At 67.7% G+C, this 23,566-nt stretch carries 20 protein-coding genes; 10 read left to right on the top strand and 10 right to left on the bottom strand.

The annotated features are described in order from the left end of the window. Positions 1 to 775: 775 nt before the first annotated feature. On the bottom strand, positions 776 to 1,624 hold the full coding sequence (locus tag ABD848_RS06740) for a methyltransferase domain-containing protein (RefSeq protein ID WP_344968501.1): 849 nt from the start codon (positions 1,622 to 1,624) through the stop codon (positions 776 to 778). A 666-nt stretch (positions 1,625 to 2,290) separates the two neighbouring features. After that, a complete protein-coding gene (locus ABD848_RS06735) occupies positions 2,291 to 3,166 on the bottom strand; it encodes a hypothetical protein (RefSeq protein WP_344968498.1) in 876 nt (291 codons plus the stop codon). A 428-nt stretch (positions 3,167 to 3,594) separates the two neighbouring features. Here ABD848_RS06735 and ABD848_RS06730 point away from each other — a divergent pair, with 428 nt between their 5' ends. From ABD848_RS06730 to ABD848_RS06715, 4 genes are all read left to right on the top strand, one after another. Continuing rightward, a complete protein-coding gene (locus ABD848_RS06730) occupies positions 3,595 to 3,753 on the top strand; it encodes a hypothetical protein (protein WP_344968495.1) in 159 nt (52 codons plus the stop codon). A gap of 87 nt (positions 3,754 to 3,840) precedes the next feature. Further along, a complete protein-coding gene (locus ABD848_RS06725; protein ID WP_344968493.1) occupies positions 3,841 to 4,062 on the top strand; it encodes a hypothetical protein in 222 nt (73 codons plus the stop codon). Next, complete coding sequence (locus ABD848_RS06720) at positions 4,059 to 4,625, top strand: DUF6879 family protein (RefSeq protein ID WP_344968490.1); 567 nt, start codon at positions 4,059 to 4,061, stop codon at positions 4,623 to 4,625. Before ABD848_RS06725 ends, ABD848_RS06720 begins: the two co-directional genes overlap by 4 nt. Positions 4,626 to 4,634: 9 nt before the next feature. Beyond that, entirely contained in the window at positions 4,635 to 6,824 is a 2,190-nt protein-coding gene (locus tag ABD848_RS06715; RefSeq protein WP_344968488.1) for a tetratricopeptide repeat protein, read from the top strand. Positions 6,825 to 7,029: 205 nt separating this feature from the next. On the opposite strand, the gene ABD848_RS06710 is transcribed toward ABD848_RS06715, so the two are convergent. Together ABD848_RS06710 and ABD848_RS06705 are read right to left on the bottom strand one after the other, a co-directional pair. After that, complete coding sequence (locus tag ABD848_RS06710; protein WP_344968486.1) at positions 7,030 to 8,871, bottom strand: cellulase family glycosylhydrolase; 1,842 nt, start codon at positions 8,869 to 8,871, stop codon at positions 7,030 to 7,032. Positions 8,872 to 9,287: 416 nt separating this feature from the next. Continuing rightward, positions 9,288 to 9,914 (bottom strand): hypothetical protein, encoded by a 627-nt coding sequence (locus tag ABD848_RS06705; protein ID WP_344968484.1) that lies wholly within the window; start codon positions 9,912 to 9,914, stop codon positions 9,288 to 9,290. Positions 9,915 to 10,590: 676 nt separating this feature from the next. Between ABD848_RS06705 and ABD848_RS06700 the strand changes: the two genes are divergently transcribed. Next, a complete protein-coding gene (locus ABD848_RS06700) occupies positions 10,591 to 11,286 on the top strand; it encodes a lytic polysaccharide monooxygenase auxiliary activity family 9 protein (RefSeq protein ID WP_344968481.1) in 696 nt (231 codons plus the stop codon). A 155-nt stretch (positions 11,287 to 11,441) separates the two neighbouring features. Here the strand turns inward: ABD848_RS06700 and ABD848_RS06695 are convergent, their stop codons facing one another. The 3 genes from ABD848_RS06695 to ABD848_RS06685 all read right to left on the bottom strand — a co-directional run bounded on the left by ABD848_RS06695 (position 11,442) and on the right by ABD848_RS06685 (position 13,425). Beyond that, entirely contained in the window at positions 11,442 to 11,915 is a 474-nt protein-coding gene (locus ABD848_RS06695; RefSeq protein WP_344968479.1) for an SRPBCC family protein, read from the bottom strand. Between the two features lie 3 nt (positions 11,916 to 11,918). Continuing rightward, positions 11,919 to 12,260 carry an ArsR/SmtB family transcription factor gene (locus ABD848_RS06690; protein ID WP_344968477.1) on the bottom strand — a complete coding sequence of 114 codons (342 nt, stop codon included), beginning with the start codon at positions 12,258 to 12,260 and terminating at the stop codon, positions 11,919 to 11,921. A gap of 223 nt (positions 12,261 to 12,483) precedes the next feature. Further along, on the bottom strand, positions 12,484 to 13,425 hold the full coding sequence (locus ABD848_RS06685) for an oxidoreductase (RefSeq protein ID WP_344968475.1): 942 nt from the start codon (positions 13,423 to 13,425) through the stop codon (positions 12,484 to 12,486). Between the two features lie 653 nt (positions 13,426 to 14,078). On the opposite strand from ABD848_RS06685, the gene ABD848_RS06680 reads away from it, so the two are divergent. Next, positions 14,079 to 14,303 (top strand): hypothetical protein, encoded by a 225-nt coding sequence (locus ABD848_RS06680; protein WP_344968473.1) that lies wholly within the window; start codon positions 14,079 to 14,081, stop codon positions 14,301 to 14,303. Positions 14,304 to 14,491: 188 nt separating this feature from the next. Here ABD848_RS06680 and ABD848_RS06675 read toward each other — a convergent pair whose 3' ends face one another. Next, complete coding sequence (locus tag ABD848_RS06675) at positions 14,492 to 15,721, bottom strand: L,D-transpeptidase (protein ID WP_344968471.1); 1,230 nt, start codon at positions 15,719 to 15,721, stop codon at positions 14,492 to 14,494. Positions 15,722 to 16,141: 420 nt separating this feature from the next. Between ABD848_RS06675 and ABD848_RS06670 the strand changes: the two genes are divergently transcribed. The 3 genes from ABD848_RS06670 (at position 16,142) to ABD848_RS06660 (ending at position 19,924) form a co-directional block, all read left to right on the top strand. After that, the gene (locus ABD848_RS06670; protein WP_344968469.1) at positions 16,142 to 16,639 is read left to right on the top strand and encodes an excalibur calcium-binding domain-containing protein; all 498 of its coding nucleotides are present in this window, start codon (positions 16,142 to 16,144) and stop codon (positions 16,637 to 16,639) included. 76 nt (positions 16,640 to 16,715) lie between these two features. Beyond that, positions 16,716 to 19,247: an ATP-binding protein gene (locus tag ABD848_RS06665; protein WP_344968467.1), complete on the top strand. Its 2,532-nt coding sequence runs from the start codon at positions 16,716 to 16,718 to the stop codon at positions 19,245 to 19,247. Next, entirely contained in the window at positions 19,247 to 19,924 is a 678-nt protein-coding gene (locus ABD848_RS06660; RefSeq protein ID WP_344968464.1) for a response regulator, read from the top strand. Before ABD848_RS06665 ends, ABD848_RS06660 begins: the two co-directional genes overlap by 1 nt. 341 nt (positions 19,925 to 20,265) lie before the next feature. Here the strand turns inward: ABD848_RS06660 and ABD848_RS06655 are convergent, their stop codons facing one another. Together ABD848_RS06655 and ABD848_RS06650 are read right to left on the bottom strand one after the other, a co-directional pair. Next, the gene (locus tag ABD848_RS06655; protein WP_344968461.1) at positions 20,266 to 21,282 is read right to left on the bottom strand and encodes an Lrp/AsnC family transcriptional regulator; all 1,017 of its coding nucleotides are present in this window, start codon (positions 21,280 to 21,282) and stop codon (positions 20,266 to 20,268) included. Between the two features lie 107 nt (positions 21,283 to 21,389). Next, positions 21,390 to 22,097, bottom strand: coding sequence for a phosphatase PAP2 family protein (locus ABD848_RS06650; RefSeq protein WP_344968524.1), 708 nt, complete (start codon positions 22,095 to 22,097; stop codon positions 21,390 to 21,392). Positions 22,098 to 22,842: 745 nt separating this feature from the next. Here ABD848_RS06650 and ABD848_RS06645 point away from each other — a divergent pair. Further along, positions 22,843 to 23,520 (top strand): GntR family transcriptional regulator, encoded by a 678-nt coding sequence (locus ABD848_RS06645; RefSeq protein WP_344968459.1) that lies wholly within the window; start codon positions 22,843 to 22,845, stop codon positions 23,518 to 23,520. The last annotated feature ends 46 nt before the right edge of the window (positions 23,521 to 23,566 follow it).

The following is a 23,566-nucleotide window of genomic DNA, read 5'->3' as shown; positions in this document are numbered from 1 at the left end:
CGACACCGCTGTGCTCTCGGCGCGGGGGTGGTCGTGCTTGGCGGGACTGGAGGGCGTCACCGTTCGCTCGTGCCTCGATCGCTGCGCGATCTCAGCAGCCTGAGGGGGCGCGGTGGCTGGGGGGACACGAGAAGCATGGGGGCGCGGTGGCTGGGGGGACACGAGAAGCATGGGGGCACGGTGGTTGAGGCGCCCTGAAGGGGGTGCGGTGGCTGGGGGGACACGAGAAGTGTGGGGGCACGGTGGTTGAGGCGCCCTGAAGGGGGTGCGGTGGTTGAGGTAGCACGAAAAGATACGGACACGCGGTGGTTAAGGGGCGTGAAACGATGCCGGTAGCTCCTGGGTGAAGGAACGCTGCGCTAGGTCGAGACACAACACGAGGGGGAGACCCCGGACACGGTGCCAGGCGAGCGCAACCGCTCGGGGAAGATGACACCCCTGAGAAGTGGCAGGTGAGCCCCCGGCATAACCTCCTGCGGCAGATTCCCCATGGGACCACAGCACTAGGGCCCCGGCACAGCCCGCCCTTAGCAGCCGGGCGGATTCCTGTGGGGCCGCGGCGCTAGGACACCCACCCCAGCCACAGCCCGCCCCTGGCTGCTGAGATCGCGGAGCGATCGAGGCACGAGCGACGGGAAACACCACACGTCTCCCTCGGCCCAAACCCACACAGCGCCGAAGACCCCACTGGAGTAAGGCTGCTCCCCACTGTCACACCAACGCGGCCAGCTCACCGAAGCGCTCCCCGCGCCCCAACGGAGCCACGAAAACGCGGTCAGGCGCTCGGCACAGGAGTGCCGGGGTCGTCGAGCCACACCTGCTGGCCCTCGGGGGTCACGGTCACGCCGAAGCGGGTCAGGTCTGGTCGGCCAGTGGCTTCCCACTGTTCGCGGGTCTCGTGGGGCGCCGCCGTGTCGCTGCGCTGCTGGTGCAGCGGCATGAAGTGGGCCGGGCCCACGAACCTGCCTTGAGCGGTACCGTCCCCCTCACGGCGGAGCACAGCGAGCGGCCCGTCAGGGTGGAAAGTCGGTTCCCACGGCACCACCAGCAGCCCGCCGGGGCGGGTCTGGGCCACCCACGCATAGGGCAGGGTGTGCACGGCCACCGTAGCGATCACCCGGTCATAGGGGGCGTTCGGCGGGTGGCCGCGCTCGCCGTCGCCGGTCACCACGTCCACCTCATACCCGGTCGCGGCGAGGGCGCGGCGGGCGGCGTCGGCCAACTCGGCGGTGACCTCCACAGTGGTGACTGTTCCGGGGCCGGTGATGTTGGAGATGACGGCGGCGTTCCACCCGGTACCGGTGCCGATCTCCAGCACCCGGTGCCCGGCGGCGAGCCGGAGAGCGTCGACCATGCGCGCCATGATGGCCGGCTTGCTGGAGGAGGACGTCGACACCACTCCTCGCCCGGCGGCCGGGTCGCGCAGGTGAGCGGGCAGGCGCGGGTCGTACTCCACGGCGGTGACTACAGGAGCATCAGCGTGAACGTGGGCGCGCCAGGTCGCGGGGTCGTGGGTGCGGCGCAGCGGCACCAGCCAGCCGGTGTCCTCGGCAGACACATAGATCGTCTCCGGGATGAAAGGCTCCCGGTCAACCGCTGCGACCGCCCGCTCGCCAGGGGTCATACTTCGCCCGTGCCGCTACAGCCCCAGCACTGCACCCAACGGCGCCTGCCGTCGTCGTTCTCGTTCCAGCCGCCTTTGCCCTTACAAACGCTGCATTCTTCACGCTTACCGCGCGTGCCCATGGGTTCCTCACCGGAAATATCGGGGGGAGTGTCGTCGCGGACATACCCCGCTGATCACCAAGAGTAAACAGCTCGGCCGGAACCGGACATAGCAGAACCCAGCGAGCCCAGAAGAATCCAGATTCTCACCGACCATCACTCACCACTGTTTCCGCGTTTCGCGGGGTTTCCTCCTCGCGTTTCGGAAATCACCTCCGCAGATCCGCACTGTTCGCACTACGGGACTCGATACCACTTTCCGTGATCAACAGGCCGACCGCTGTACAGATGGGGGGAACGTCCGGAGACGGAGGCGGGTGGGGTCGGCCGCGGCTAAGCGGGAACGACCGCGGTGGGACGGGGGCGCGTGGCATGGCAGGGGCGGGTGGACGCGGGGCGCCCGGAGTTGCCGGCCGGGGTAAGGGCAGGTGCTCCTGCGGACAGCCGCGGGCTTCCCCGTGGCCGGAGCCCTAGGGAAGCCCGTCGAGATTCGCACCAACCGAGTGGGCGGGAGCGGTCGCTCCGCCCGAAAGTTCCGGGAGCCGGCCGGGCGGAAAGAGCGCGGCTAGTCGAGAATGGGGTCGTCGCGCTCCTCGCGGCGCCGGAAGATCCAGAAGGCGACGCCGCCGCAGACCACCAGTGCGGTACCGCCAACGAACAGCAGCATCGCGCTGGGGCCGGTCACCGGCAGGCCGGAGGTGAGGCCGTCCTTGCCGCCGGGCACGGTGGTGTCGTCGTCGGGGGTGTGCCCCTCGTCGGGGGTGGTTTCGCTGTCCGAGGTCTCATCGGAGGGGGCGTCGGAAGGGCCGTAGGTGAAGCCGGCGGTGGAAACGTCGGAGGGCTCGTCTGAGGGCTCATCTGACGGCCCATCGGAGGGGTCGTCCGAGGGGTCGTCGGGGATCTCCGGCGGGCAATAGGTGATCTCGCCCTTGTAGAACCAGCACCCGTTGTCGAGGAAGTGGCCCGGCTTGGGGAGTTTCTCGGGCGGGGGGCAGTAGGTGACGTGGCCATCGTGGAACCAGCAGCCGTCGTCCATGAACGCCCCCGGAGTGGGCAGCCGCTCGGGCGGCACGTCCTCGGGCGGGGCCATCTCAGGTGTCGCCTCCTCGAGCGGCGGGTCCTCCGAGCCGTCGCCGCTTCCGCCGTCGCCGGAGCCCTCGCCGCCGACCGGGGCCTCCTCAAGCACCGGCTCGTCGCCGGGCGACTCGCAGGAGTCGGCGTCCTCACAGTCGGAGTCGTCGGGCTCGCCAAGCGCGCTCGGGTCGACCTCCAGGGGAATGTCGTCGAGGCCGGTGAGGTCGGGAAGCTCCTCCCGGATCTCGACGGGCGGGGTGGGCAGGGTGGGCTCGGCGAGCGCCGGCAGGGCGGTGAGCGGCCCCAGCAGGGTGGCCGTGGCGCACAGCGCGGAAAGGGCGGCGGCGCGGGCGGCGAATGTACTCACGAGGTGCTCCTCGGTGCGGGTGCGGTCGTTGCGCGTACACCTGTAAGAGCCACCGGCCCGGCGAGGGACAACGATTTTTCGCCGAAAAATTTCCGCGAACTTCGCGAGACGCGTTGATCAGCCGGTGAGCTGGGGTTTCGCGAACATGGCAGGGGAGTGGCGAGGGCCGGTGGTGCGTGGGGGCGGCGCTGGGGTGGTGTCCGATTGCTGGGGTTGGTGTGGGCGGCTGACGGTGGTGAGGGTGTGGTGGGCGGGCTGGGTCTGCGGGCGCGCAGCGATCGAGGCGCGAGCCGACGACGATCCCTACAGTCCTCCCCCCAGCCGCTGAGCAGAGGGCTGTGTCCCCCGCGACATGCGGGGGCACCAACGATTACCGTCAAGAAAGCATGCGAACGTCGTGGCGGCCTCTCGGGCGAGGAGGAGATGACATGACCGCCGACGAGGGACCGGACGAGACCCCCGACCGACATGCGGAAAGTGTTCGTGACGTTCTTTTTGCCGCAGACCTGAAACGCCTGGTGAGGGCTTCCACCGAGAACGACGAAGAGACGGTTTCTGAAGTGCGAGAATCCTATATTCCGGAATAGCCGACTCCGGCCATTCTCTGGTGGGAATGATATCCCTGATGTTAGCTTGGAAAATGATTCTGCACCGCAAATCGAATCAGAGGAAACATGGATCTCGTGTTGCTCGCCAAAGACAACAAGTCAGGCGTAAAGGGTTGTCCATCTGTGTACATGGCGGAGACGGGCGAACTGGTCGTTCAGGGGCAAGAGTTGACTGAAACGGAGATGTCGGCGGTTCAGAACCCGCTCCGCGGCGAGACAGCGGTACGGATCTCCCCCGAGATCGTCATCGAGGCGATCGAGCGGTACCGGATGCGCGGACAGCAGTGAACGACGTCGCCACGGGAGAACCAATCAACTGGGACGAAGTCGAACGGCTGTTCACCGACTTCCGTTTCAGCGCGTTTCGCCTGGAGACGTTGCAGCGCTATGAATCCGAGGATGAGAGAGAACCTTTTCGTCGATTCCTGGGCGGAGAGATAGAACGATCATCGATTCTGAAGGAGTGGCAGGCGGAGATCCGGGAAGGGATCGGTAACGGACGGACCTACAGCAGAGTCCACGTCGTCACCGAACCGCTTTCCGACTACGTGCGGTTCGAATGCGCGTGGGCTTACCGCAGCAACGTCACCGCGGGCGAGAACATCCGCATCCTCGCTGTCGAGGAAGGCGAGTGGCCGGATGAGCTCCCTCGCCTCGACTACTGGCTGTTCGACTCCCGTCGGCTGTTGGTCATGAACTACACCGCCGAGGGGGCGCTGCTGACCACCGAACTGGTCGACGACCCGGACTCCGTCGCGGCGGCCTGCGCATGGCGGGACCGCGCGGTGCATCTCTCCATCCCCTACCACGAGTACGAGGCGCGGTTCGACACATACATGCGTCCGCGCTGAGAGGCGGCGATGGCAGACGGCAGCAGCGACCCCTCGGCCCGTTCGGCCGATGCCGAGGGAACGCACGGCGGCGCCGGTATGCAGAACCGGCTGGCCGGAAATATCGGCGCCGCCGTGCAGGCCGGGGAGATCCACGGGGGCGTGAACATCACGGCGGCCCCCGCCAAGCGCGCCCCCGTACCCCGGCAGTTGCCGCTGGCCGCATCCGGGTTCGTCAACCGCCGCGCCGAACTCGACCGGCTCGACGCGCTGCTGGCGTCCACGGCGGACGGGCGGACGCAGGGAGCCGCCGCGGCCGTCGTCATCTCCGCGATCGGCGGCGCTCCCGGTATCGGCAAGACCGCGCTGGCCCTGCACTGGGCGCACCGAGTCCGTGCCCGCTTCGTCGACGGCGACCTCTACGTCAACCTCCACGGCCATGGTCCCGGCCCCCGCCTGGATGCGGCCGCCGCCCTCGACTCCCTGCTGCGCACCCTCGACGTCCCGCCCGACCGCATCCCCCTCGACCTCGACGGCAAGGCCGGCCTCTTCCGGTCCCGTGTCAACGGCAAGCGCATGCTCCTCCTGGTCGACGACGCGCTTTCCGTCGAGCAGGTCAGACCGCTACTCCCCGCCTCCCCCACATGCCTGGTGCTGATCACCAGCCGCAGTACCCTGCCCGGCCTGGCGGCGCGTGAAGGAGCCCGCAAAATGACGTTGGAGACGCTCTCCGTCGAAGAGTCGCTCGTCCTGCTCCGCGAACACCTGGGAGCATCGCGGGTCGACGCCGAACCCGAGGCCGCGCGTAAGCTGGTGGACCAGTGCGCGCGCCTGCCCCTGGCGCTGCGCATCCTCGCCGAGCGGCTGAACGAACTGCCCGAAACCGCGCTGGGCACCGTCATGGCCGACCTCTCAGCCGAGGACGCCCGTCTCGACGAGCTCGGCGTCACGGGTGACGAACTGAGCGACGTCCGCGCGGTCTTCTCCGCCTCCTACGGCGCGCTGTCCGCCGAGGCCGCACGACTCTTCCGGACCCTGGGGACATATCCGGGCACCGAGTTCGGACCGACCGCGTGCGCGGCGGCGGTGGCCCTGCCGGTGAGCCGGACACGCCGGCTCCTGGAGCACCTCGCCGGAGCGAGCCTGCTGCAACGCCTGGGAGAGGGCCGCTACCGGCTGCACGACCTGCTGCGGGTATACGCGGTCGAACGCTTCCGGGCCGAAGAGCCCGCCGGTCAGGAGGCCGTGGTGCTCGGCCGGTTGGGAGCCTGGTATGTGGTGAGCGCGCGCAACGCCGTACGAGCGGTATTGCCGAACTTCCGTTTCGTCGCCTTCGACGGGGGCGAGTACGGCGAACCGGCGGTCTTCGAGTCGGCCACGGCAGCCCTCACCTGGTTCGCGCGGGAGCGGGCCACCATCGTGCAGACGATCCGCGCCCTGCCCAAGCAGGGGCTCGACGACCTGGCCTGGCGGCTTCCGGCGACCGTCTACCCGCTGTTCGAGTACACGTGGCACTGGGTCGAATGGCGCGACATCCACCTGACCGGCCTCGAAGCGGCACGGACGTTGGATGACCGGCACGGGCAGGCGCGCAACCTGCTCGGCCTGGCCGACGCCGAGTGGTCCATGGGCAACGGGGCGACGGCCGTGGAGCACTACGACGCGGCGCTGACGACGGCCCGGGAGGCGGGCGACGACTGGACCGAGGGGTTCGCGCTGCGCCAACTCGGTACGCTGCGGTGGAACCGCGGAGGAGACGAGCAGGCGCAGGTGCTGCTCCAGGAAGCCGCGGCCGTGTTCCGCCGTGCCGAGGAGCGGCGCGGGGAGGGGATGGCGCTGCTGAGTCTGGCCGACTGCGAACGGGACCAGGGGCGCTTCGAGGCCGCGCTGGAGCGTGCCCGTGCCGCGATCGCCCTGTTCATCGACATCTCCGACACCTGGACCGTGGCGTGGGCCAGGTGCTGCCTCGCCGCGATCCTCACCGCCGCGGGCCGCTACGAGACGGCCGTCGCGGAGTACAAGACGGCGATCGCCGTCTTTTCCGAGATGCACAACTTGGAGGGTGAGGCCGTCGCCCGCATGGGCCTGGGCAGAGCGCACGCCGCGGCGGAGCACAACGAGGCGGCGCGCAGCCAACTCGGCGCGGCGCTGGACATCTTGCGCTCCATGGCCGACCCCCGAGCCGACGAGGTGGCAGCCGAGATCGCCCGGTTGACGTGAGGGGCATAGCGGCGTGCCCGGCCCGTTCCGAGGCTGGTGAGGCGTGGGGAGCGGGGACCACACTTGGGTCCAGCGAAGATCCGGGCGCATATTGGCCGTATAGGAGCGGTGGCCGGGCATGACGGTGAATGCCCGGCCACCGCTGGGGGGTACGCGGACTCGGGGCGCCGAGTCCACGCTTTTTCAGATGGCTGTCATGGACTCGTCACGCGGGCGGGGTGCCCCAGACCAGCTCACCGTCGACGTGGATCGTGATGTTCTCGGCGTCGGCGTAGCTGGTGTTGGTGCCGTGGCTGTAGTCGTTGCTCTCGTCGAAGTTCGACCAGTCCGACTTGTTGATGCGGTTTTGGATGTCGCCGGTGGACTCGTTGGGCGCCAGCGTGCCCGACAGCGACAGCTCCAGGTAGGTGTCGGCTTCAGCGGTGGGGGTGGCCATCGCCTGGAACGAGCCGGAGACGTTGGAGCAGTCGATCGCCGCGTAGTCGCAGGTGTAGCTCAGTGACGCCGACCCTTCCTTGGTGAGGTAGTAGCGCACCGAGACCCGCGATAGGTCGGCGTCGGTGCTGCCGGTGTTGCTCACCTGGATGACGGGGCGGATCTGGTTGCCGGAGGTGTCGCTGTTGCTGTTCTTGTACTGCGCCTTCAGCTCGGGCGTGGTGGTGCCGTCGTCACCGCCGTCATCACTGCCGTCGTCACCGCCGTCGTCGCCGCCGTCATCACTGCCGCCGGTGCCGTAGACGGCGCTGACGGTGGTACCGGTGGCGCTGCTGCCCAACGGGACCTCGTGGTCCAGGCCGACGAACTTGCCGTCGTGCTGCCACAGAGCGGGCTTGAGGAAGTCGTACTTCTCGTTCCAGGTGCTCCAGTCGTAGTCCAGCAGCCCGCCGGTGTCACCGGAGTTGGGGTTGAGCGACCAGAAGGTGTGGTGAATCTGGTTGTCGATCATGAACCCGCGCAGAGCGGTCATCCACTTCTCGTTGTCGCCCCCGTCGAGGTGGCCACCCCACTCGCCCATGAACAGCGGCGAGGTCTCGTTCTCGTGGAGATAGAACCAGTTGGGGCGCCACACGTCCTCGATGAGGCTCTGCTGGTCCCACTCGCCCTCGAACCAGGGTTGTTGGTGGACCGAGGGACCGTAGTCGTGTGGCGAGTAGACGAGTTGGTCCTGGTGCTCGCCGAGGTCGATCGGGTGGTCGGCGGCGCCGCGCAGGTTACCGCCCCACCAGTTGAAGTGGTAGTCGTCCTCGTCGGTGGAGGACCAGGACGTGCCGTCCCTGGGGTAGACCTCGATGCCCTCGCACATGATGAGCACGTTGGGGTTGATGTCGAGGATGCGGTTGCCCGCGGTCTCGCAGGCGTGCTTCCAGTTGTCGATGTCCTCGGAGTCGTCCCATTTGGCGCGCGGGGACTCACTGTGCTTGCCGTGCGGCTCGTTTTGGACGTCCATCGCGAGGATGGTGTCGTCGTTCTTGTAGCGCTCGGTGATCCACTCCCATGCGACGTAGAAGTCCTCGGGGGTGATGTCGCCCTTGTACCACATGGGGTAGACGTGGCCGGAGTTGTCGGCTTCGGCGCTGTGGACGTCGAGCATGACCTTGAGGCCGTACTCGTCGCACAGGTCCAGCCAGTAGTCGAAGACCTCCAGCGTGGTCAGGCCCTCAAGCTCGGGGTTGGCGTAGGTGTTGATGCCGCTGGGCACCTCGTCCTGGCCGTCGCGCCATTCGAGCATGAGCTCGGTGCTGATGGGCACCCGGATCATGTTGAGGCCACGATCGGCCATGGCCTTGGTGATGTCTTCGATATTGGCCGACCACAGGCCGTGGAAGAAACGTTCGGTCGTGTTGAGGCCGAACCAGTTGGCGCCGGTCAGCCACACCTCGTTGCCGTTGGCGTCGACGATCGTGTTGCCCTCGGTGCGCAGCCAGTCATCGCCCTCGGCCGCCGCGGCGGGCGTGGCCGTGAGCATGGGGGCCAGCAGCGATACTCCGACGGCGGCGGCTGCCGCGCTGTTGCGCAGCCGTCCTGCCGTAGTCCGCCGTTTGAACACTGTTTCAATCCTTTCGTGGGGGATGTTCGCCTACCGAGAGGTCTGGCCACACGGGCAACCGAGCAGGCGACCAAAGGTCAGAATCAGTGGGAGCGCTCCCAAAACAGCAAAATGTCCCTGGTCGCTCCTTATGTACCGGCTTGAGATAGCTAACCGGCCCAGCGAACTGCGACCGGAGCCACATGACGATATGGCGCGCATCACGTTAAGCGGGGGGTCAGTGGAAGTCAAGGAAAATCCGACAAACCCCCTTGGCGCCGCTACCTCCGATAATGTCGACGCCCGGACGCATCGCCCATTAGAAAGCGCTTACCGAAATACGTTTCATGCGCGAAGGAACGCTCGGGAGCGCACAACAACAGCGATTCGACGCACACGCCACCTCGCCGAGAGCACCCACGGCCGCGGAGGTGGCCTCACGAGTTCCCGGAGTTGTCCGCAGCGGGCTTGGGCTCGCTCCAGTAGCCGTACTCGATGGCCTCCCCCAGCGTCACCGTGCGCCCGCCAACCTCGACGGTGATGCTGCTCAGTGCTTCCCAGAGCCGCAGATCGTGCTCGTCGGGGGTGATCTGGTCGCGGATCATGGTGTCGCGATGGGCGTAGACGGCCAGCGCCAGTTCGGAGAGCGCGAAGCGGTGCCGATCGTGGTTGAGCGCCTGGTTGAGTTCATGGTTGTTGCGCTTGGCGGCCTTGAGCTGCTGCATCCGGCGTTCGACGAGGCGCTTGAACCCGTTGCGGCTGCGCTTGCGCGCCTCGTACTCACTACGGGCTCGGAAGAACCGCCCTCGCGCGGCGGGACCTTCGGCCAGGCATTCGGCTTGGAGCTTGTCGAGAGCGGCGCGTTCGGTGTTGGCGTGCAGTTCAACGCTTCGCAGCAGGCCCACCAGGATGGCGCGGGTGCGGTTGTAGAGCCGCGGCCCGGTGAGGTGTTCCCACAGTTCGGTGTTCTCCTCACCAAGATGGTCGGAGATGTGGGCTTTCAGTTCCTGGTCGGTCATGCTCGCAAGCTCGTCAACGGTGGGGGTTACGGCTGGCTTCCCCATCGCGCGTACCTCCCGATCATGAAATTACCGTGATCTTAATTTCGGAGCACTGGCCACAGTGAAAAGACGGAAAGACCGACAACTTTCAACTACCCGGGGGGGATAAGCACCGGCTCGCTAACCTTTCCACTGTCCCCATGCCACCAACCGCCGGTTCCACGCCATCACATCTCGATCGAGCTTTATCAGGACAGCCCACATTACCTTAAGCTCCACCTTGATTACAATTGGTGGCCGGGGAAGCCACGACACCCAGACCGACAGCGGCCCCCTCACGTGCACACAACCTCGCGCTGCCAGCAGAGCCCGCACCCAAAGCCCCCATCGCGACGGACGAGCGCCCCAGCACGGGTGGGAGCCCAGCCATCCGAGCCGCAGTTCACTTTCCCGGAAAGCCCGGCCGCATACGACACCTATCTCCCGCCGAGAGCCACCTCAACCGCTTTCCTTATTTTTCCGTTCATTCCCCCACAACAATCGAACGAAGAGCGGGAACCAACCATCACCCCACGGGGGAGCGGTGACCACATCAAAGACCAAGATTCACTGTAACCGAACCTGGCTAATTGATCATTCAACGACCTCTTGATGGACACACGAAGCAGAACTAACATTCCCATTCAAGTGCAATAGCGGGAATTGCGCGAATTAACATCCCCCAAATCCTGGAGGCACAATGTCCTTCACCCCGCCTCGTCGTGGCCCCCTGACGCGCCGCGCCACCGTCGTAGCCTCGACGGTCCTTATGCTGCTGTCCACGGTGCTGGTGGGCAACGCCGCCGCCCACGGCTCCGCGATCGACCCCGCTTCACGCCACTACGGCTGTTGGGAACGGTGGGGCAGCAACTTCCAAGACCCCGCCATGCAGACCGAAGACCCGATGTGCTGGCAAGCCTGGCAGGCCAACTCCAACGCGATGTGGAACTGGAACGGGCTGTACCGCACCTACGTCAACGGTGACCACCAGGGCGCCATCCCCGACGGGCAACTGTGCAGCGCCGGCCAGACCCAAGACGGGCGCTACAGTGCGATGGACGTTCCCGGCGAGTGGCACGCCACCGAACTCGACAACGACTTTACGGTGACCGTGCAGGACCAAGCGGAGCACGGAGCGGATTACTACCGGATCTACGTCACCGAACAGGGCTACGACCCCACGACCGAACCGCTGGGGTGGGACGACCTCGAACTGGTCGCCGAGACCGGGGTTATCGCTCCCGGCGAGGGTGAAACCGCCGGCAGCGGCGGCGGTGTCCTGGTCGAGATCGAGGCCAGCGCCCCGGGGCGCACTGGGCGCCACATCGTCTACATGATCTGGCAGGCCAGCCACATGGACCAGGTCTTCTACTCGTGCAGTGACGTGATCTTCTAGGCGACACGTCACGCGGCGCCGCGCCGGTTTGCTCCCGTCAGGCCGGCGCGGCGCCTGGTCACGGTGCGGCTCCGCGTAGCCGGCAGGCGCGCGCAGCGTGTGGGAGCGCACGGCCGAGGCGACCAGCGGAACAGCACCGCGGGAGGGCGGAGCCCTCAGGCAGTGGCCGGGATACGGCCCAGCTCCACGCCCAGGGCGTCGAGCAGGTCATTGGTGCCTTGCTGGCGCCAGCGCGACTCGTCGAGGCCGTCGAGGAACGCCCCCTGCTCGGTGAAGACCAACCGCGTGCCGCCGTCTTCGGGCCGAAACTCCACGGTGGCCACAGAAGCCGAGATACGCCGGCCGTCGAGATCCATGGTGTAGGAGTAGACGATGCGCTCGTCAGGAACGATGTCCTGATAGACGGCGTCGAAGACGTGCGTGGGGCCCTCCTGCGGCCCGCCGCTGTTGCTCTCGCGCCCGCCGACTCGAAAGTCCATCTCGAAGTGGTCGCGGGCCCATTCGTCGGGGCCGGCGAACCAGCGGGCCTTGGCGGCGGGGTCGGCCCATGCGGCGAAGACCTGCGCGGGTGAAGCGGGGTAGCTGCGTTCGATGACGAACGTGTCGTGAACGACAGATCGCTCGGCCATGGTTCACTCCTGGCTATCGGGATGTTGCTCGGCGAGGTAGTCGCCGAGGCGGTCAAGGCGACGCTCCCAACTTCTGCGCCGTTGGGTGATCCACTGTTCGGCCGTACCGAGCGCCTCGGGTTCGATACGGCAGGTGCGGACGCGCCCGACCTTCTCTGACCGGACGATCCCGCTGGTCTCCAGGACCTGTAGGTGCTGGACCACTGCCGGCAGTGACATCTCCAGCGGCTTGGCGAGCTCGCTGACCGTGACAGGGCCACGGCTGAGCCGTTCCACCATGGAGCGCCGGGTCGGGTCCGCGAGGGCCTGGAAAACCAGGTCGAGCGGATCGCTTTGGTTAAGCATGTACTTAAGTATTAGTCCGTAAACCAGGGCATGTCAATGATGGAATCAAACCGGGCGGCGGGAGCGCCGCGTCCCGCTCGCCAGAGCACGGTCGCGGCACAGTCGACCGACCGCGGTGGCGCCCCACTTCGGCGGAGACCCCCTGCCGCTGACGCGGCGCACAGCCTCCCGCCCCAAAGCCAAGGGTGGCGGGAGGCTGGCCTGCCGCGTCGTGGCCGGCGGGCTAGGGCTTCAACGAGGTGAAGTCGTAGGTGACGCCGGTCAGCTCCTCGGAGAGCTCCCAGAGGCGGCGGGCGCTCTCCTCGTCGCGGGCGGCCTCGGAGCGGGAGTTGCGGGCGGGCGGGCCGGTCCTGCCGTTGCGCGGCCCGTAGTACTCATCGCCGCTGACTCTGGGCATCACCGCCGCGTAGATCTGCGGCCAGGCCCCGGCAAGAGGGCTCTGCGAGAACAACCGGTTGGCCACCCGCCCCACGGTCTCGCGCACCACCGAGCCGCGCATTTGCCCCCCGACAAGTTGGAGGTTCGTCCCGGCATAGCCCGGGTGCGCGGCGACGCTGAGCAGTTCGCCCCCCGCCTGCTGGACGCGGCGGTGCAGTTCGGAGGTGAACAGCAGATTCGCCAGCTTCGACTGGCCATAGGCCCGCCAGGAGTTGTACGAGCGCCGCTCCCAGTTGAGGTCGTCGAGGTCCAGCCCGCCCGCGCGGTGCATGCCGCTGCTGACCGTCACCACGCGCGGCACCCCCGATGCCGCGCCGAGCTTGGGCAGCAGCAGGCCGGTCAGCGCGAAGTGTCCAAGGTGATTGGTGCCGAACTGCATCTCGAAACCGTCAGCGGTGCGGCGCAGCGGTAGATCCATGACACCGGCGTTGTTCATCAGCACATCGATGTGGTCGTGAGGATAGCGCGCGGCGAACTCCCGCACCGACGCCAAGTCGGCCAGATCGAGGAGTTCCAGCTCCACCTTGGCCTCGGGGAAGCGCTCGGTGATGTCGCGCACCGCCGCCGTGCCCTTCTCCTCGTCGCGCGCGGTGAGCACCACGTGCGCGCCGGCTTCGGCCAGCTTCTCCGCCGCGGCCCGGCCCAGGCCGGAGTTCGCGCCGGTGATGACCACGGTCTTGCCTTTTTGGTCCGGTAGTCGTACCGCTGTCCATTTCTCGCTGGCCATGACTTGCCCCTCGCGCGTGTACCGCTTGCTGTGCAGTGCCGCCGCTCTCCGCCCCGGTGGGCCGTACGCGGCACCGGCCTCGGGCGCGCATGGGAACACCGACGCTGAGGACGGCGACGTGGGTCCCGGCAAAACGTACTACCCGTACCGAGCAAAAACCACAAACCGGAAGAGGTGTCGGCGATCACGCCCTAGCCTCCGGAGCCGGCATCCCTTGATCTGTCCCATCCGTCAACGGCGACGGGCACCGGGCAAGCCTTGTCACACACCAGTCCTCCCCCATCCACCACCCCGGAAAATGGTGGGGAAGCGAAAGGAGACGGCGGCGAGCCAGGCAACTGAGCCGAACAGGCGCTCGCCGAAGCCGAGGCGGCTGGGGGAGCCGGCGAACCGCAGCAGGGTGCGGCGCCGCCGCGTCACCGCTGCCGCCGACGCGCTGTCAGGAGGCAAGGGGCCCTGGCCGGTGCGGTGGAAGCGCCGCACGCGACCTACCAGGCCGTTTTCGGCGGAGCGTGACAGGTACGGCGAGGCCGGACGCGGACGAACGGGCCTCTTCCCCGCCAGGCGAGCAAGGCGGTCACGCCACAGCGAGGTGATTATCACTTTTCGTGAAACCATAAACACACATTGCGAAAACTCCATAGAGTATTGACATGACTTTGAAACGCAACATCGCTCGTGTGGCCGCCGTGAGCGCCGTGGCTGCCCTGCCGCTGGGAGCCGCTTCGGCGGCGCTGGCCGAGGAGCACCACGATGTGAACCCCTTTGTCCAGGTGCTGCCCAACGAGATCACCACTGACGAGATCTTCGACGCGCCGATGTCATGGGGACCCCAGATCCAGATCATGCCCGTGAACTCCAACGGGATGTCGGACTGACCGCAGACACCGGCCGTTTCGGGCACCGAGCGCTCCCGCGCCCCCTTCCGGGCGCTCGGTGTCACCACAGCTAAGAACACGCAGCGGGCGGCGGCGGAACTATTTCAGCTCCACCGCCGCCCGCTGCGGCGTGAAAAGGCCTGTGTCGGCCGGCCCCGAACCGGCCGCGAGGCCGATGGTTTCGGGGATCAGGCGGCGTTCCCCCCATGCGGCGAGCCCGGCGTGCCCGGCTGGGTGGTGTCGTCGGCTTCGCCGACGGCACTGTTGGCCACCCAGTCCTCCCAGGAGCGCTGCCAGTAGCCCCAACCGTTCTCGACGGGCAGGATGCGGTCGGTGCCGGTGATGACGACCGGGTCACCCAACAGCGTGTTCTGGTAGAACCACCGGGCGCCCTCAAGGCTCATGTTGATGCAGCCGTGGCTGGTGTTGGCCTCGCCGAGTTGGTTGTTGCTGGGCATGGAGTGCAGGTACTCCCCCGACCAGCTAATACGCACGCCGTAATCGACCTCGATGTCGTAGTACTCGGGGTCGTCCTCGGGCACGCCCAGCGTGCCGTTACTCATGCGGAAGTCGGTCTCGCGCGACATGGTCAGGTGGGTGCCGCTGGTCGTGGTGTACTCGTGGGTCGTGGCCCTGCCGAGACTGACCGGGAACTCCTTGACCTGCTGGCCGCCGCGCTCGACGGTCATGTGGCTGTTGTCCTCGTCGATATTGCTGATCTGGGAACGGCCGACGGTGAACTCCAGCCGGTGGTTCTCGATGCCATAGACCCCGTCGGCGGCTTCGACACCGGCCAGGTGCATGTCGACGGTGACCTTTTGGAACGGCTCCCAGTACTCCTTGGTGCGAAACACCAGCCTTTTGTCGCTGAACCAGTTCCAGGCTCCCTGAGCGGGCTTCTCGGAGGTGACCTCCATGGCGGCCTCGACGGCGGCCTTGTTCTGCACCGGATAGTCGAACTCCACCATCACCGGCATCCCCACCCCGACCTCGGTGTCGCTGACCGGAGTGTTGGCCTTGAGTTCGAGCCGCTTGCCTTCGGTCGCCGTCAGGGTGCTGAACGAGCTGACCACCTCAGTCGTCTCACCCGCCTCGGACTCGCCGGTAGCGGTGACGGTGAACTCGGTGCCGGGGGTCAGCGTCCAGTCACTGGTCCACTCCGTCTCGTCCTCGCTAAGCGTGCCAGTGATGGCGTCGACACTGTCGGGGTCGGCCTCCTCGGGACCGGTAACCGTCACGTCGCTGATCGTGCCGTTGTCCGCGGTGACGGTGATGGGGGTGTCGGGGGCGACCTCGCTGGCGCCGTCTTGGGGAGCGATCGTCAACTCCACCGGCTCCGCGGGCTGAGAACCTGCCGTGTCACCCCCAGCCAGGTCGGCGTCGCTGGTGCATCCCGTCGCGACCGCGAGCACGGCCACGACGCACACCACGCCGGCACTGCGGAGCGCACGGGGGGAAAATCCTGGTGACACGAGGGGAGACCTCCAGGTATTCAGCGATCTAGGGGTGTCTCGTCGCGCGTGGTGGGGGCGCGACAGAGGACGAGGGAAACCCGGCTGGTGGACATCCACGACCGAAGCATCCCCAGGTTATGGGACGCGGGATGTAGGGGGTTTGGTTCACAAGACCCCGAAAATCCTTGAACAACGTTTTTCGGACATACGCTAATCCACTTGCTTCGCCAGCGCGGAGCGCCAGGGGGTACTGGCGAGGACGCACGGGATCACTCCCCCCATCGTCACCTGGTTTACCCCTGTCCGCTATCGGCCAGAAGACACAACTGCCACAAATTTCCCATACCCGTTGGAAGGATCTTCTCTCAGGCGAGAGGAGGCGTTGTGCACCCACCCACCAACGGACCACCCCCCAACGTTGCCCCCGGCGGCCGGCCTCCTGGGGGACCGGCCCCGGCGAAATCGAACCAGCGTGCTCCCCAGATCGCTCTGGGCTGCACGGCCGCCGCATTCATGGTGCTGTGGTTGGTGAGCTGTACCGGCTGGATCGCCAGCAGCGGCACAGGCCAGAGTGCGGGCTCGGCACCCGCCGCGACCGTCTCGGCAACGGCCACGGTCGAGACAACGGTAACGGCCACCGTCGAGGCGACCGCGACGGAAACGGTCGAAGTCGAGGTCACCACCACCGAGACGGTCACCGAGGACGCCGAACCCGAGAGCGCGAACCAGCCGGCTCCCCAGGTCGAGGCCCCCGAACCAGAGCCGGTCTACTACGAGAACTGCGACGCCGCCCGCGCGGCGGGCGCGGCCCCGGTCAGAGTCGGCGACCCCGGCTATGGCCCTCACCTCGATCGCGACGGCGACGGCGTGGGCTGCGAATAGCCCCCACCTCCGCCGGGGCTAGGGGGGCCGCCCCCAGCCCCCACGAGCAGCGGCCCCCCGGGAGCACAATGGAGCTATGCCACGTGGACGACTCCGGATCTACCTGGGGGCCGCCCCCGGAGTGGGCAAAACCTACGCGGCGCTGAGCGAGGCGCTCCGGCGGCGGGAACGAGGCACCGATGTGGTGGTCGGGCTCGCCCGCACGCACGGGCGATTACGCACGACCGAACTGCTCGACCAGTTGGAGGTGCTGCCGCCGCGCCACACCGGGAACGGCGAAGAACTCGACGTCGCCGCCGTGCTCGCACGAGCGCCGCAGGTCGCGGTCGTCGACGAACTGGCCCACCTCAACACTGACGACGCGCGCAACCCCAACCGCTGGCAAGACGTCGACGAACTGCTCAACGCCGGCATCGACGTGCTCTCCACGGTCAACATCCAGCATCTGGCCTCGCTCAACGACGTGGTCGAACACATCACCGGCGTGCGCCAACAGGAAACCATCCCCGACGAGGTCGTACGGCGCGCCGACCAGATCGAGCTGTGCGACATGTCACCGCAGGCCCTGCGGCGCCGCATGTCGCACGGCAACATCTACCCCGCCGAGAAGATCGACGCCGCGCTGTCCAACTACTTTCGCGAAGGTAACCTCACCGCGCTGCGCGAACTGGCGCTGCTATGGGTCGCCGACCGCGTTGAGGAAGGACTCGCGCGCTACCGGGGCGAGCACAAGATCCGCGAGACGTGGGAGGCGCGCGAACGGGTCGTGGTGGCCCTCACCGGCGGTCCTGAAGGCGAGACGCTACTGCGCCGCGCCGCACGCATCGCTGCCCGTTCCCGCAACGGGCAGCCCCACCCCAGCCGGCTCATGGCCGTGCACGTGATCTCCAGCGCCGGGCTGCCTCCCGTGTTTCCCGAGGCGATCGCGCGGCAGCGCCGGCTCCTGGCTCACCTCGGTGGCACCTACCACCAAGTGATCGGCGACGACGTCCCCACCGCCCTCCTGGAGTTCGCCCGCGGCGTCAACGCCACCCAGATCGTGCTGGGCTCCTCGCGCCGCCGCCGATGGCAGTACATCTTCGGCCCCGGCGTCGGCGCGACCGTCGACCGCAAATCCGGCGATATCGACGTCCACATCGTGACCCACGAGGAGGTGGGGCGCGGGCGGGGACGGCTACCACCGCTGTTGCGCGAGGTCGGAAGCGGCCGGCGCCTCTGGGGGTGGCTCACCGGCGTCTTAGCGCCCCCGGCGTTGGCCGGGTTATTGCAGGTGCCACCGCTGAACCTGGCCGGTCCCGCTACAGACACGATGCTGTTGCTGGGCCTGACGATGGTCGTAGCGATGATCGGTGGCCTGTGGCCGGCGATCGTATCCGCAGTATGGGGCCCGCTGCTGCTGGGGCTGCTGTCGGTGCCGCCCCTGTCACCGCCGGGCGTGTTCCAGTTCGACAACGCCACGGCGCTGCTGGTCACCGCCGGCGTGGGCGTGACGGTGGCGATCGTGGTGGATCTGGGCAAGCGCCGCTCGGCGCAGGCGGCCCGAGCGCGCGCCGAGGCCAGCACGCTGAGCATGCTCGCCGGGAGCGTGCTGGGCGGCGACGAGACCATGTCCACGCTGCTGCAACGGATCAGCGAAACGTTCGGGCAACGCTCGGCTGCGCTGCTGGAACAGCAGGACGGCCGGAACTGGCGCCTGCTGCACGGCGCCGGGCACGACCCGTGCGTACGCCCTGAGGAGAGTGACGCGCTGGTCTCGATCAACGACTCCCTCGTCCTCGCCTTGCGTGGTCACATGCTCGCCGCGCCCGACCGCCGGGTCCTCGGCGCGTTCGCCACCCACCTGGGGATCGCGCTGGAACACCAGCGGCTGACCCGCGACGCCGCCGAGGCGCGGCGCCAAGCGGGGAGCAACCGGATTCGCACGGCGCTGCTCGCCGCCGTCTCCCACGACCTGCGCACCCCGTTAACCTCGATCAAGGCGAGCGTGTCGAGTCTGCGTGCCACCGACATCGCGCTCGATCCGCACGACCGGGCGGAACTGTTGGAAAGCATCGAGTCCGCCACCGACCAACTCAACCGGCTGGTCGGCAACCTGCTGGATATGAGCCGCCTCCAGACCGACACGGTGCGGCCCAACATCGAGCCGGTCGGGTTGGAGGAAGTGGCGCCGGCCGCGCTGCTGCACACTGCCGGCAGCAACGCTGCCGTGGACATTCCCGAGGAGTTGCCCCGCGTGCGCGCCGACCGGGGGCTGCTAGAGCGAGCCGTGGCCAACGTCGTGGAGAACGCCGTACGGCACACTCCCGAAAGCGCCGCGCCCGTGCGGGTGGCGGCGAGCGCTTTGGGGGAGACGGTGCAGCTCAGAGTGGTCGACCATGGGCCGGGGGTGCCCGACGAGGCTAAGGAGCGCATCTTCGCGGCGTTTCAACGGCTGGGCGATACGCCCAGTGGCAGCGGGATCGGGCTGGGGTTGGCGGTCGCGCGCGGATTCACCGAGGCCATGGGCGGGGCGCTGACAGCCGAGGACACTCCGGGCGGCGGATTGACTATGGTATTCACGCTCCACAGCGCGAGCACACACCCCGTCGTGGAAACCGAGGTCGAATAATGCGAATCCTGGTCGTCGACGACGACGAGCAGATCGTGCGCGCGATGCGGATCAACCTGCGGGCGCGTGGCCATGACGTCGATATCGCGGCGGACGGTGCGAGTTCGCTGGCTGTGGCGGCCAAGCACCCTCCGGAGCTGGTACTGCTCGACTTGGGGCTGCCCGACATGGAGGGTGGCGAGGTCATCGAGCGGCTCCGTTCGTGGACGGCCGTTCCGATCATCGTGCTCTCGGCCCGCCACTCCGAAAGCGAAAAGGTGAGGTCACTCGACGCCGGAGCCGACGACTACGTGACGAAACCCTTCGGCGTGGACGAGTTGTTGGCACGGATGCGGGCCGCGGCCCGCAGGTCGGTCCGCGTCGAGGAGGCGCCGGTCGTCGACACGGCGACCTTCACCGTGGATTTGGGGGCCAAGCGGGTGGTGCGCGACGAACAGGAGGTACGGCTCACTCCTACCGAGTGGCACATCTTGGAGATCCTGGCCCGCAACGCGGGCCAACTGGTCACCCAACGTCGGCTACTGCACGACGTGTGGGGTCCCGCCTACAAGAGCGAGACGAACTACCTACGGGTCTACATGGCCCAACTGCGCCGCAAGCTCGAACCCGACCCTGCTCACCCGAGGCACATCATCACCGAGGCCGGGATGGGCTACCGCTTCAAAAGCGGCGCATGAGCGCCGAGAGCCCCCAGCCCCGGGGGACTGGAGGGCACCTCAGCGGAGGGTCCGGTCCGACCGAGAGTCGGAGCGCCGGTGCCCCGTTGAGCTACGTCTGAGCTATGTCGCCTCCCCACGCAGGGAAACCGCCCCAGCGCGCTGGCGGAGCCGGGCGGTATGGCCGCGGGGAATTGGGGTTTTGGAGCGCTAGGTGGGTCGCGGTGTGGGTAGTGGGGGCGCAGGGGAGACCAGCATCGGACCCACCGGACGGTGTGGTTAGACAGCCAGCCTCGATGCCGCCGCCGGGTCCGGCCGGTGGTGCCGGGGCGGCTGAGCAGCGCCGCGGGTCGCCGAGGTTCCTACTCCGCCGGGGGACCTCCTCCCCGCTCCCTGGCGACAGCGGAACCGCCCGCGTCGGCCGTGGCGATACGGTAGCGGTACCTGACCGGCTCCAGGTCGACCCAGGTCTCGGTGACATGGACGCCGCTGAGGGCGCGCACCCGTTCATAGAGGGCATGCAGGTCGGCGGCAGAGCCGGTGGCCACATGGCCGATAGCGTCGGCGCGCCCGAGGCACCGCCCCAGGAACCAGAGTTCGGGCCACTGCGCGATGTCGTCGAGGGCGTGGCGCCCGCCGCTGTCGCACCGCAGCGCGAACCCGCCCGCACACGGCACCCCAAGGGAACGCGGGTCGGCCAGAGCGACCACGCGCACCACCGACGCCTCCAGCATGCGCAGCACCCGGCTGCGCACCGCTCCTGGGGACAGTCCGACCACGGTGGCCAACTCCGCGAACGAGCTGCGGCCGTCGCGTTCCAACGCCGCCAGCAACAGCCCGTCGATATCGTCGAGGGCCATACGCGGCGGCTCGCGCGTACTCGGCTGGTAGGGGTCGCGCATGACCTCGGTGTAGATGAGGGGGTCGACTTCGCGCACGCCGGGCAGGGACCGCACTCGCTCGATCGCCTCGGCAAGGTGGTCCATGTCGCCGCCCCCCACCTCCGCCCGGAGGGGGAACCGGCCCGCGGTGAGGGTGACTGTCTCGGTGCTGTCCAGCGCGGCGAGCTTGCCGGCCAGGGGCGCGGCCGGGGTGTCGACGTGGATCGACAGGTGGGCGCGGGCGGTGATCTCGCGGACATGTGGGTGCACGACCCCGGTGATGCGGATCGCTCCCATCGCCGTCATACGCTGAATCCGGGAGCGTACGGCAGCGCGCGACAGGCCGACCCGGCTGGCCAGGGTCTCGAAGGGCAGCCGCCCGTCCTGTTGCAACTCGGCCACGAGCGCCAGATCCGTTGTGTCGAGTCGCACGTTCACCCCTTTGCCCGCTGCGGGCGCCCGCCCTTCCCGTGTCAGCGTGTCGTCGTCGGTGCTCACGGCAGCGTGTCGCCGTCGCCTTGTCGGCCCGCGACGCGGCGGGCGGCGCGCGGGGGATCGGGCCGGGGTGGCCGGCTCCGGGTCTCTGCTGAGCTGGTGGGTGGCATCTAGCGCGGCGTGAAGATGGGCGCGTGCGTCTCGGGATGCCGGTTGAACGGCCACCAGTGCGCGGTCCTGCCCTGCGGGATCAGTTCGTCGAGGCGGATGGTGAGCCGTAGGGCAAAGCCGCCGGCAACCATGCCGGTGAGCAGATCGGTGAGCCAGTGGAAGTGCAGGTAGATGGAGACGACCGTCTGCAACGCGGCGAGCGCGACCACACAGTAACCCAGGTTACGGATGATGTGGGGCCGCGCGGCGGCATAGCGGTAGATCAGGAACAGCACGAGCCCGTAGATGAGGATCGCGTTCGCGCCGTGCCCCGAGGGGAAGGAGATGCCGGAGCCGTGGGAAAGGAACGACGGATCGCCGGTGCGGGGGTGACTGCGCGCCAGGACCAGCTTCATCGTCGCTACCAGGCCGATCATGCCGGTCACGCCGCAAATACCTAGAACGATCGGGCGCCAGGTGTAGTGCCAGTAGGCGAGATGGAAAGCGACCACTCCCAGCACGGGCAGCGCCACGAAACGGGAGGCGACCGTATCGGGCCAGAGGATCAGGAAGGTCCGCAGCTCGTCCTCGAAGGGACGCGGCAACGTGTTGGCGAACTCGTCGATGGGCTGCAACGGCCCAGCGGAGAGCATCGTCATGGCGGCCAGCGCGGCAGCCAGTAGGATCGCCACCCGATCTGAGGCCATCCCCCATGCGATCTCTCGCATGCTCGGCCAGGTGACCGGCGGGGCCGACGACGACCGCCGGTAGGGGGCCAGCTCAAGGCGCAGCGCGGCCTCGTACACGACGGCGTGTAGCCATTCCTGGACACGATCCGCTAGTGCGTACAGCTTATGGGTCGAACGGAAGGGGGCCCCGGCTCTCTCGGGCAGCTCGGGCCTGATCCGCATTGTGTGCATCATGTGCTCAGTGCTGTCTCACGTGGTGTGGGTTGGCCTTGGGCACGTTCGTGCGTGACGGGGGACGGGCTCGCCGCTGATTGTGCTGTGGTCCAAGTCATCGGTCAGGTCGGGAGTGGACGCGATTGGGCACCGCGCCCTCGGCAGCCGGAGAGTACTCAAGTGTTCGTCAAGCTGTTAGGCGACCACCGACTGTAGTGGTGGGCCGTAGAGCCACGCGCAGAGCGCGGCGCCGCCGTGATCCAGATGGTCATGGACAGGGACGCAGGTGGATCAACTGAACTGGGGCAGCCAGCCTTTCCGAACATTTCCGACACAGCAGCATAGCGCCCCCTGCTGCCAGAGCCGGGGAGGACCCGTTGGTTACGCTCGTTTTCACCTTGATCTTTTCCCATTGCTAAGGCCACGGGCACCTGAGATTCACACGGTGGATACCTCGGCGTGAGTCTTTCGTGATGCGGCTTCCGAGCGCGTGTCAGCGGGCAAGCTTCGGTATGGCACTCTGCAATGAGCTTTCTCGTCCGTTCCGTGCGCTAGAGCAGAAAGGCCGTTGATGGTGGACCTCCCAGAGAGGCCAGATGACTCGTTCCGGTTGGCCCGCAATCCACTCCGCGACCAGATCCGGCGCGTCCTGGTCGACGGCCTGCTCGCGGGCCGGTGGCAACCTGGGGAACGTATCGTCGAACGCCGTGTGGCCGCTGAGCTCAATGTCAGCCAAGCTCCGGTGCGAGAGGCCCTCCGCGAACTGGAGACGCTGCGGCTAATCGAGTCCGTGCCGAACAAGGGGGCGCGGGTACGCGCGTTCGGTGTTGCCGATATGGCCGAAATCTATCCGGTCCGCGCTGGACTGGAGTTGGTGGCGGCCGAACTGGCGGCGCCGCGGCTGGCGGAGAACCCCCGCCCCCTGGAGCGCGAGGTCGAGGCGTTACGGCAGGCCACCACCAGCGGCGATGTGGAAGAGCAGATCAAGCACAGCGTGGACTTCCACCGTGAGATCGTACGTGCCGCACACAACAGTGTGTTGCTGCACACATGGGAGTCACTGGGCGTGGAAGTCTGGACGGCGCTGTCGGTGCGCTGGCTCAACATGGAACTCCACGCCAAGGCCGCCGATCACCGCCAGATCGCCGAAGCGTTCCGCAACCGCGATCCCAACGTGGGACGGATGCTCAGCGACCACGTGCTCAACTACGTACGGGCGGCACTCCAGACGCGCGACGCCGTGGGGTGAGTCCGCATCCGGCCACCGGGACTCCGGCAGGCTCCGCCGCACTATC

It is taken from the genome of Salinactinospora qingdaonensis (assembly GCF_039539445.1).
GTDB classification, from domain to species: domain Bacteria; phylum Actinomycetota; class Actinomycetes; order Streptosporangiales; family Streptosporangiaceae; genus Salinactinospora; species Salinactinospora qingdaonensis.
Note: the sequence above shows the minus strand (reverse complement) of the source record. Positions and strands in the feature narration are given on the sequence as shown.

Coding starts and splice junctions, on each gene's coding strand:
- ABD848_RS06680 (WP_344968473.1), top strand. CDS start 14,079: ATGACTTTGAAACGCAACATCGCTCGTGTGGCCGCCGTGAGCGCCGTG.
- ABD848_RS06715 (WP_344968488.1), top strand. CDS start 4,635: ATGGCAGACGGCAGCAGCGACCCCTCGGCCCGTTCGGCCGATGCCGAG.
- ABD848_RS06695 (WP_344968479.1), bottom strand. CDS start 11,915: ATGGCCGAGCGATCTGTCGTTCACGACACGTTCGTCATCGAACGCAGC.
- ABD848_RS06740 (WP_344968501.1), bottom strand. CDS start 1,624: ATGACCCCTGGCGAGCGGGCGGTCGCAGCGGTTGACCGGGAGCCTTTC.
- ABD848_RS06650 (WP_344968524.1), bottom strand. CDS start 22,097: ATGCGAGAGATCGCATGGGGGATGGCCTCAGATCGGGTGGCGATCCTA.
- ABD848_RS06725 (WP_344968493.1), top strand. CDS start 3,841: ATGGATCTCGTGTTGCTCGCCAAAGACAACAAGTCAGGCGTAAAGGGT.
- ABD848_RS06690 (WP_344968477.1), bottom strand. CDS start 12,260: ATGCTTAACCAAAGCGATCCGCTCGACCTGGTTTTCCAGGCCCTCGCG.
- ABD848_RS06705 (WP_344968484.1), bottom strand. CDS start 9,914: ATGGGGAAGCCAGCCGTAACCCCCACCGTTGACGAGCTTGCGAGCATG.
- ABD848_RS06665 (WP_344968467.1), top strand. CDS start 16,716: ATGCCACGTGGACGACTCCGGATCTACCTGGGGGCCGCCCCCGGAGTG.
- ABD848_RS06700 (WP_344968481.1), top strand. CDS start 10,591: ATGTCCTTCACCCCGCCTCGTCGTGGCCCCCTGACGCGCCGCGCCACC.
- ABD848_RS06645 (WP_344968459.1), top strand. CDS start 22,843: ATGGTGGACCTCCCAGAGAGGCCAGATGACTCGTTCCGGTTGGCCCGC.
- ABD848_RS06685 (WP_344968475.1), bottom strand. CDS start 13,425: ATGGCCAGCGAGAAATGGACAGCGGTACGACTACCGGACCAAAAAGGC.
- ABD848_RS06660 (WP_344968464.1), top strand. CDS start 19,247: ATGCGAATCCTGGTCGTCGACGACGACGAGCAGATCGTGCGCGCGATG.
- ABD848_RS06730 (WP_344968495.1), top strand. CDS start 3,595: ATGACCGCCGACGAGGGACCGGACGAGACCCCCGACCGACATGCGGAA.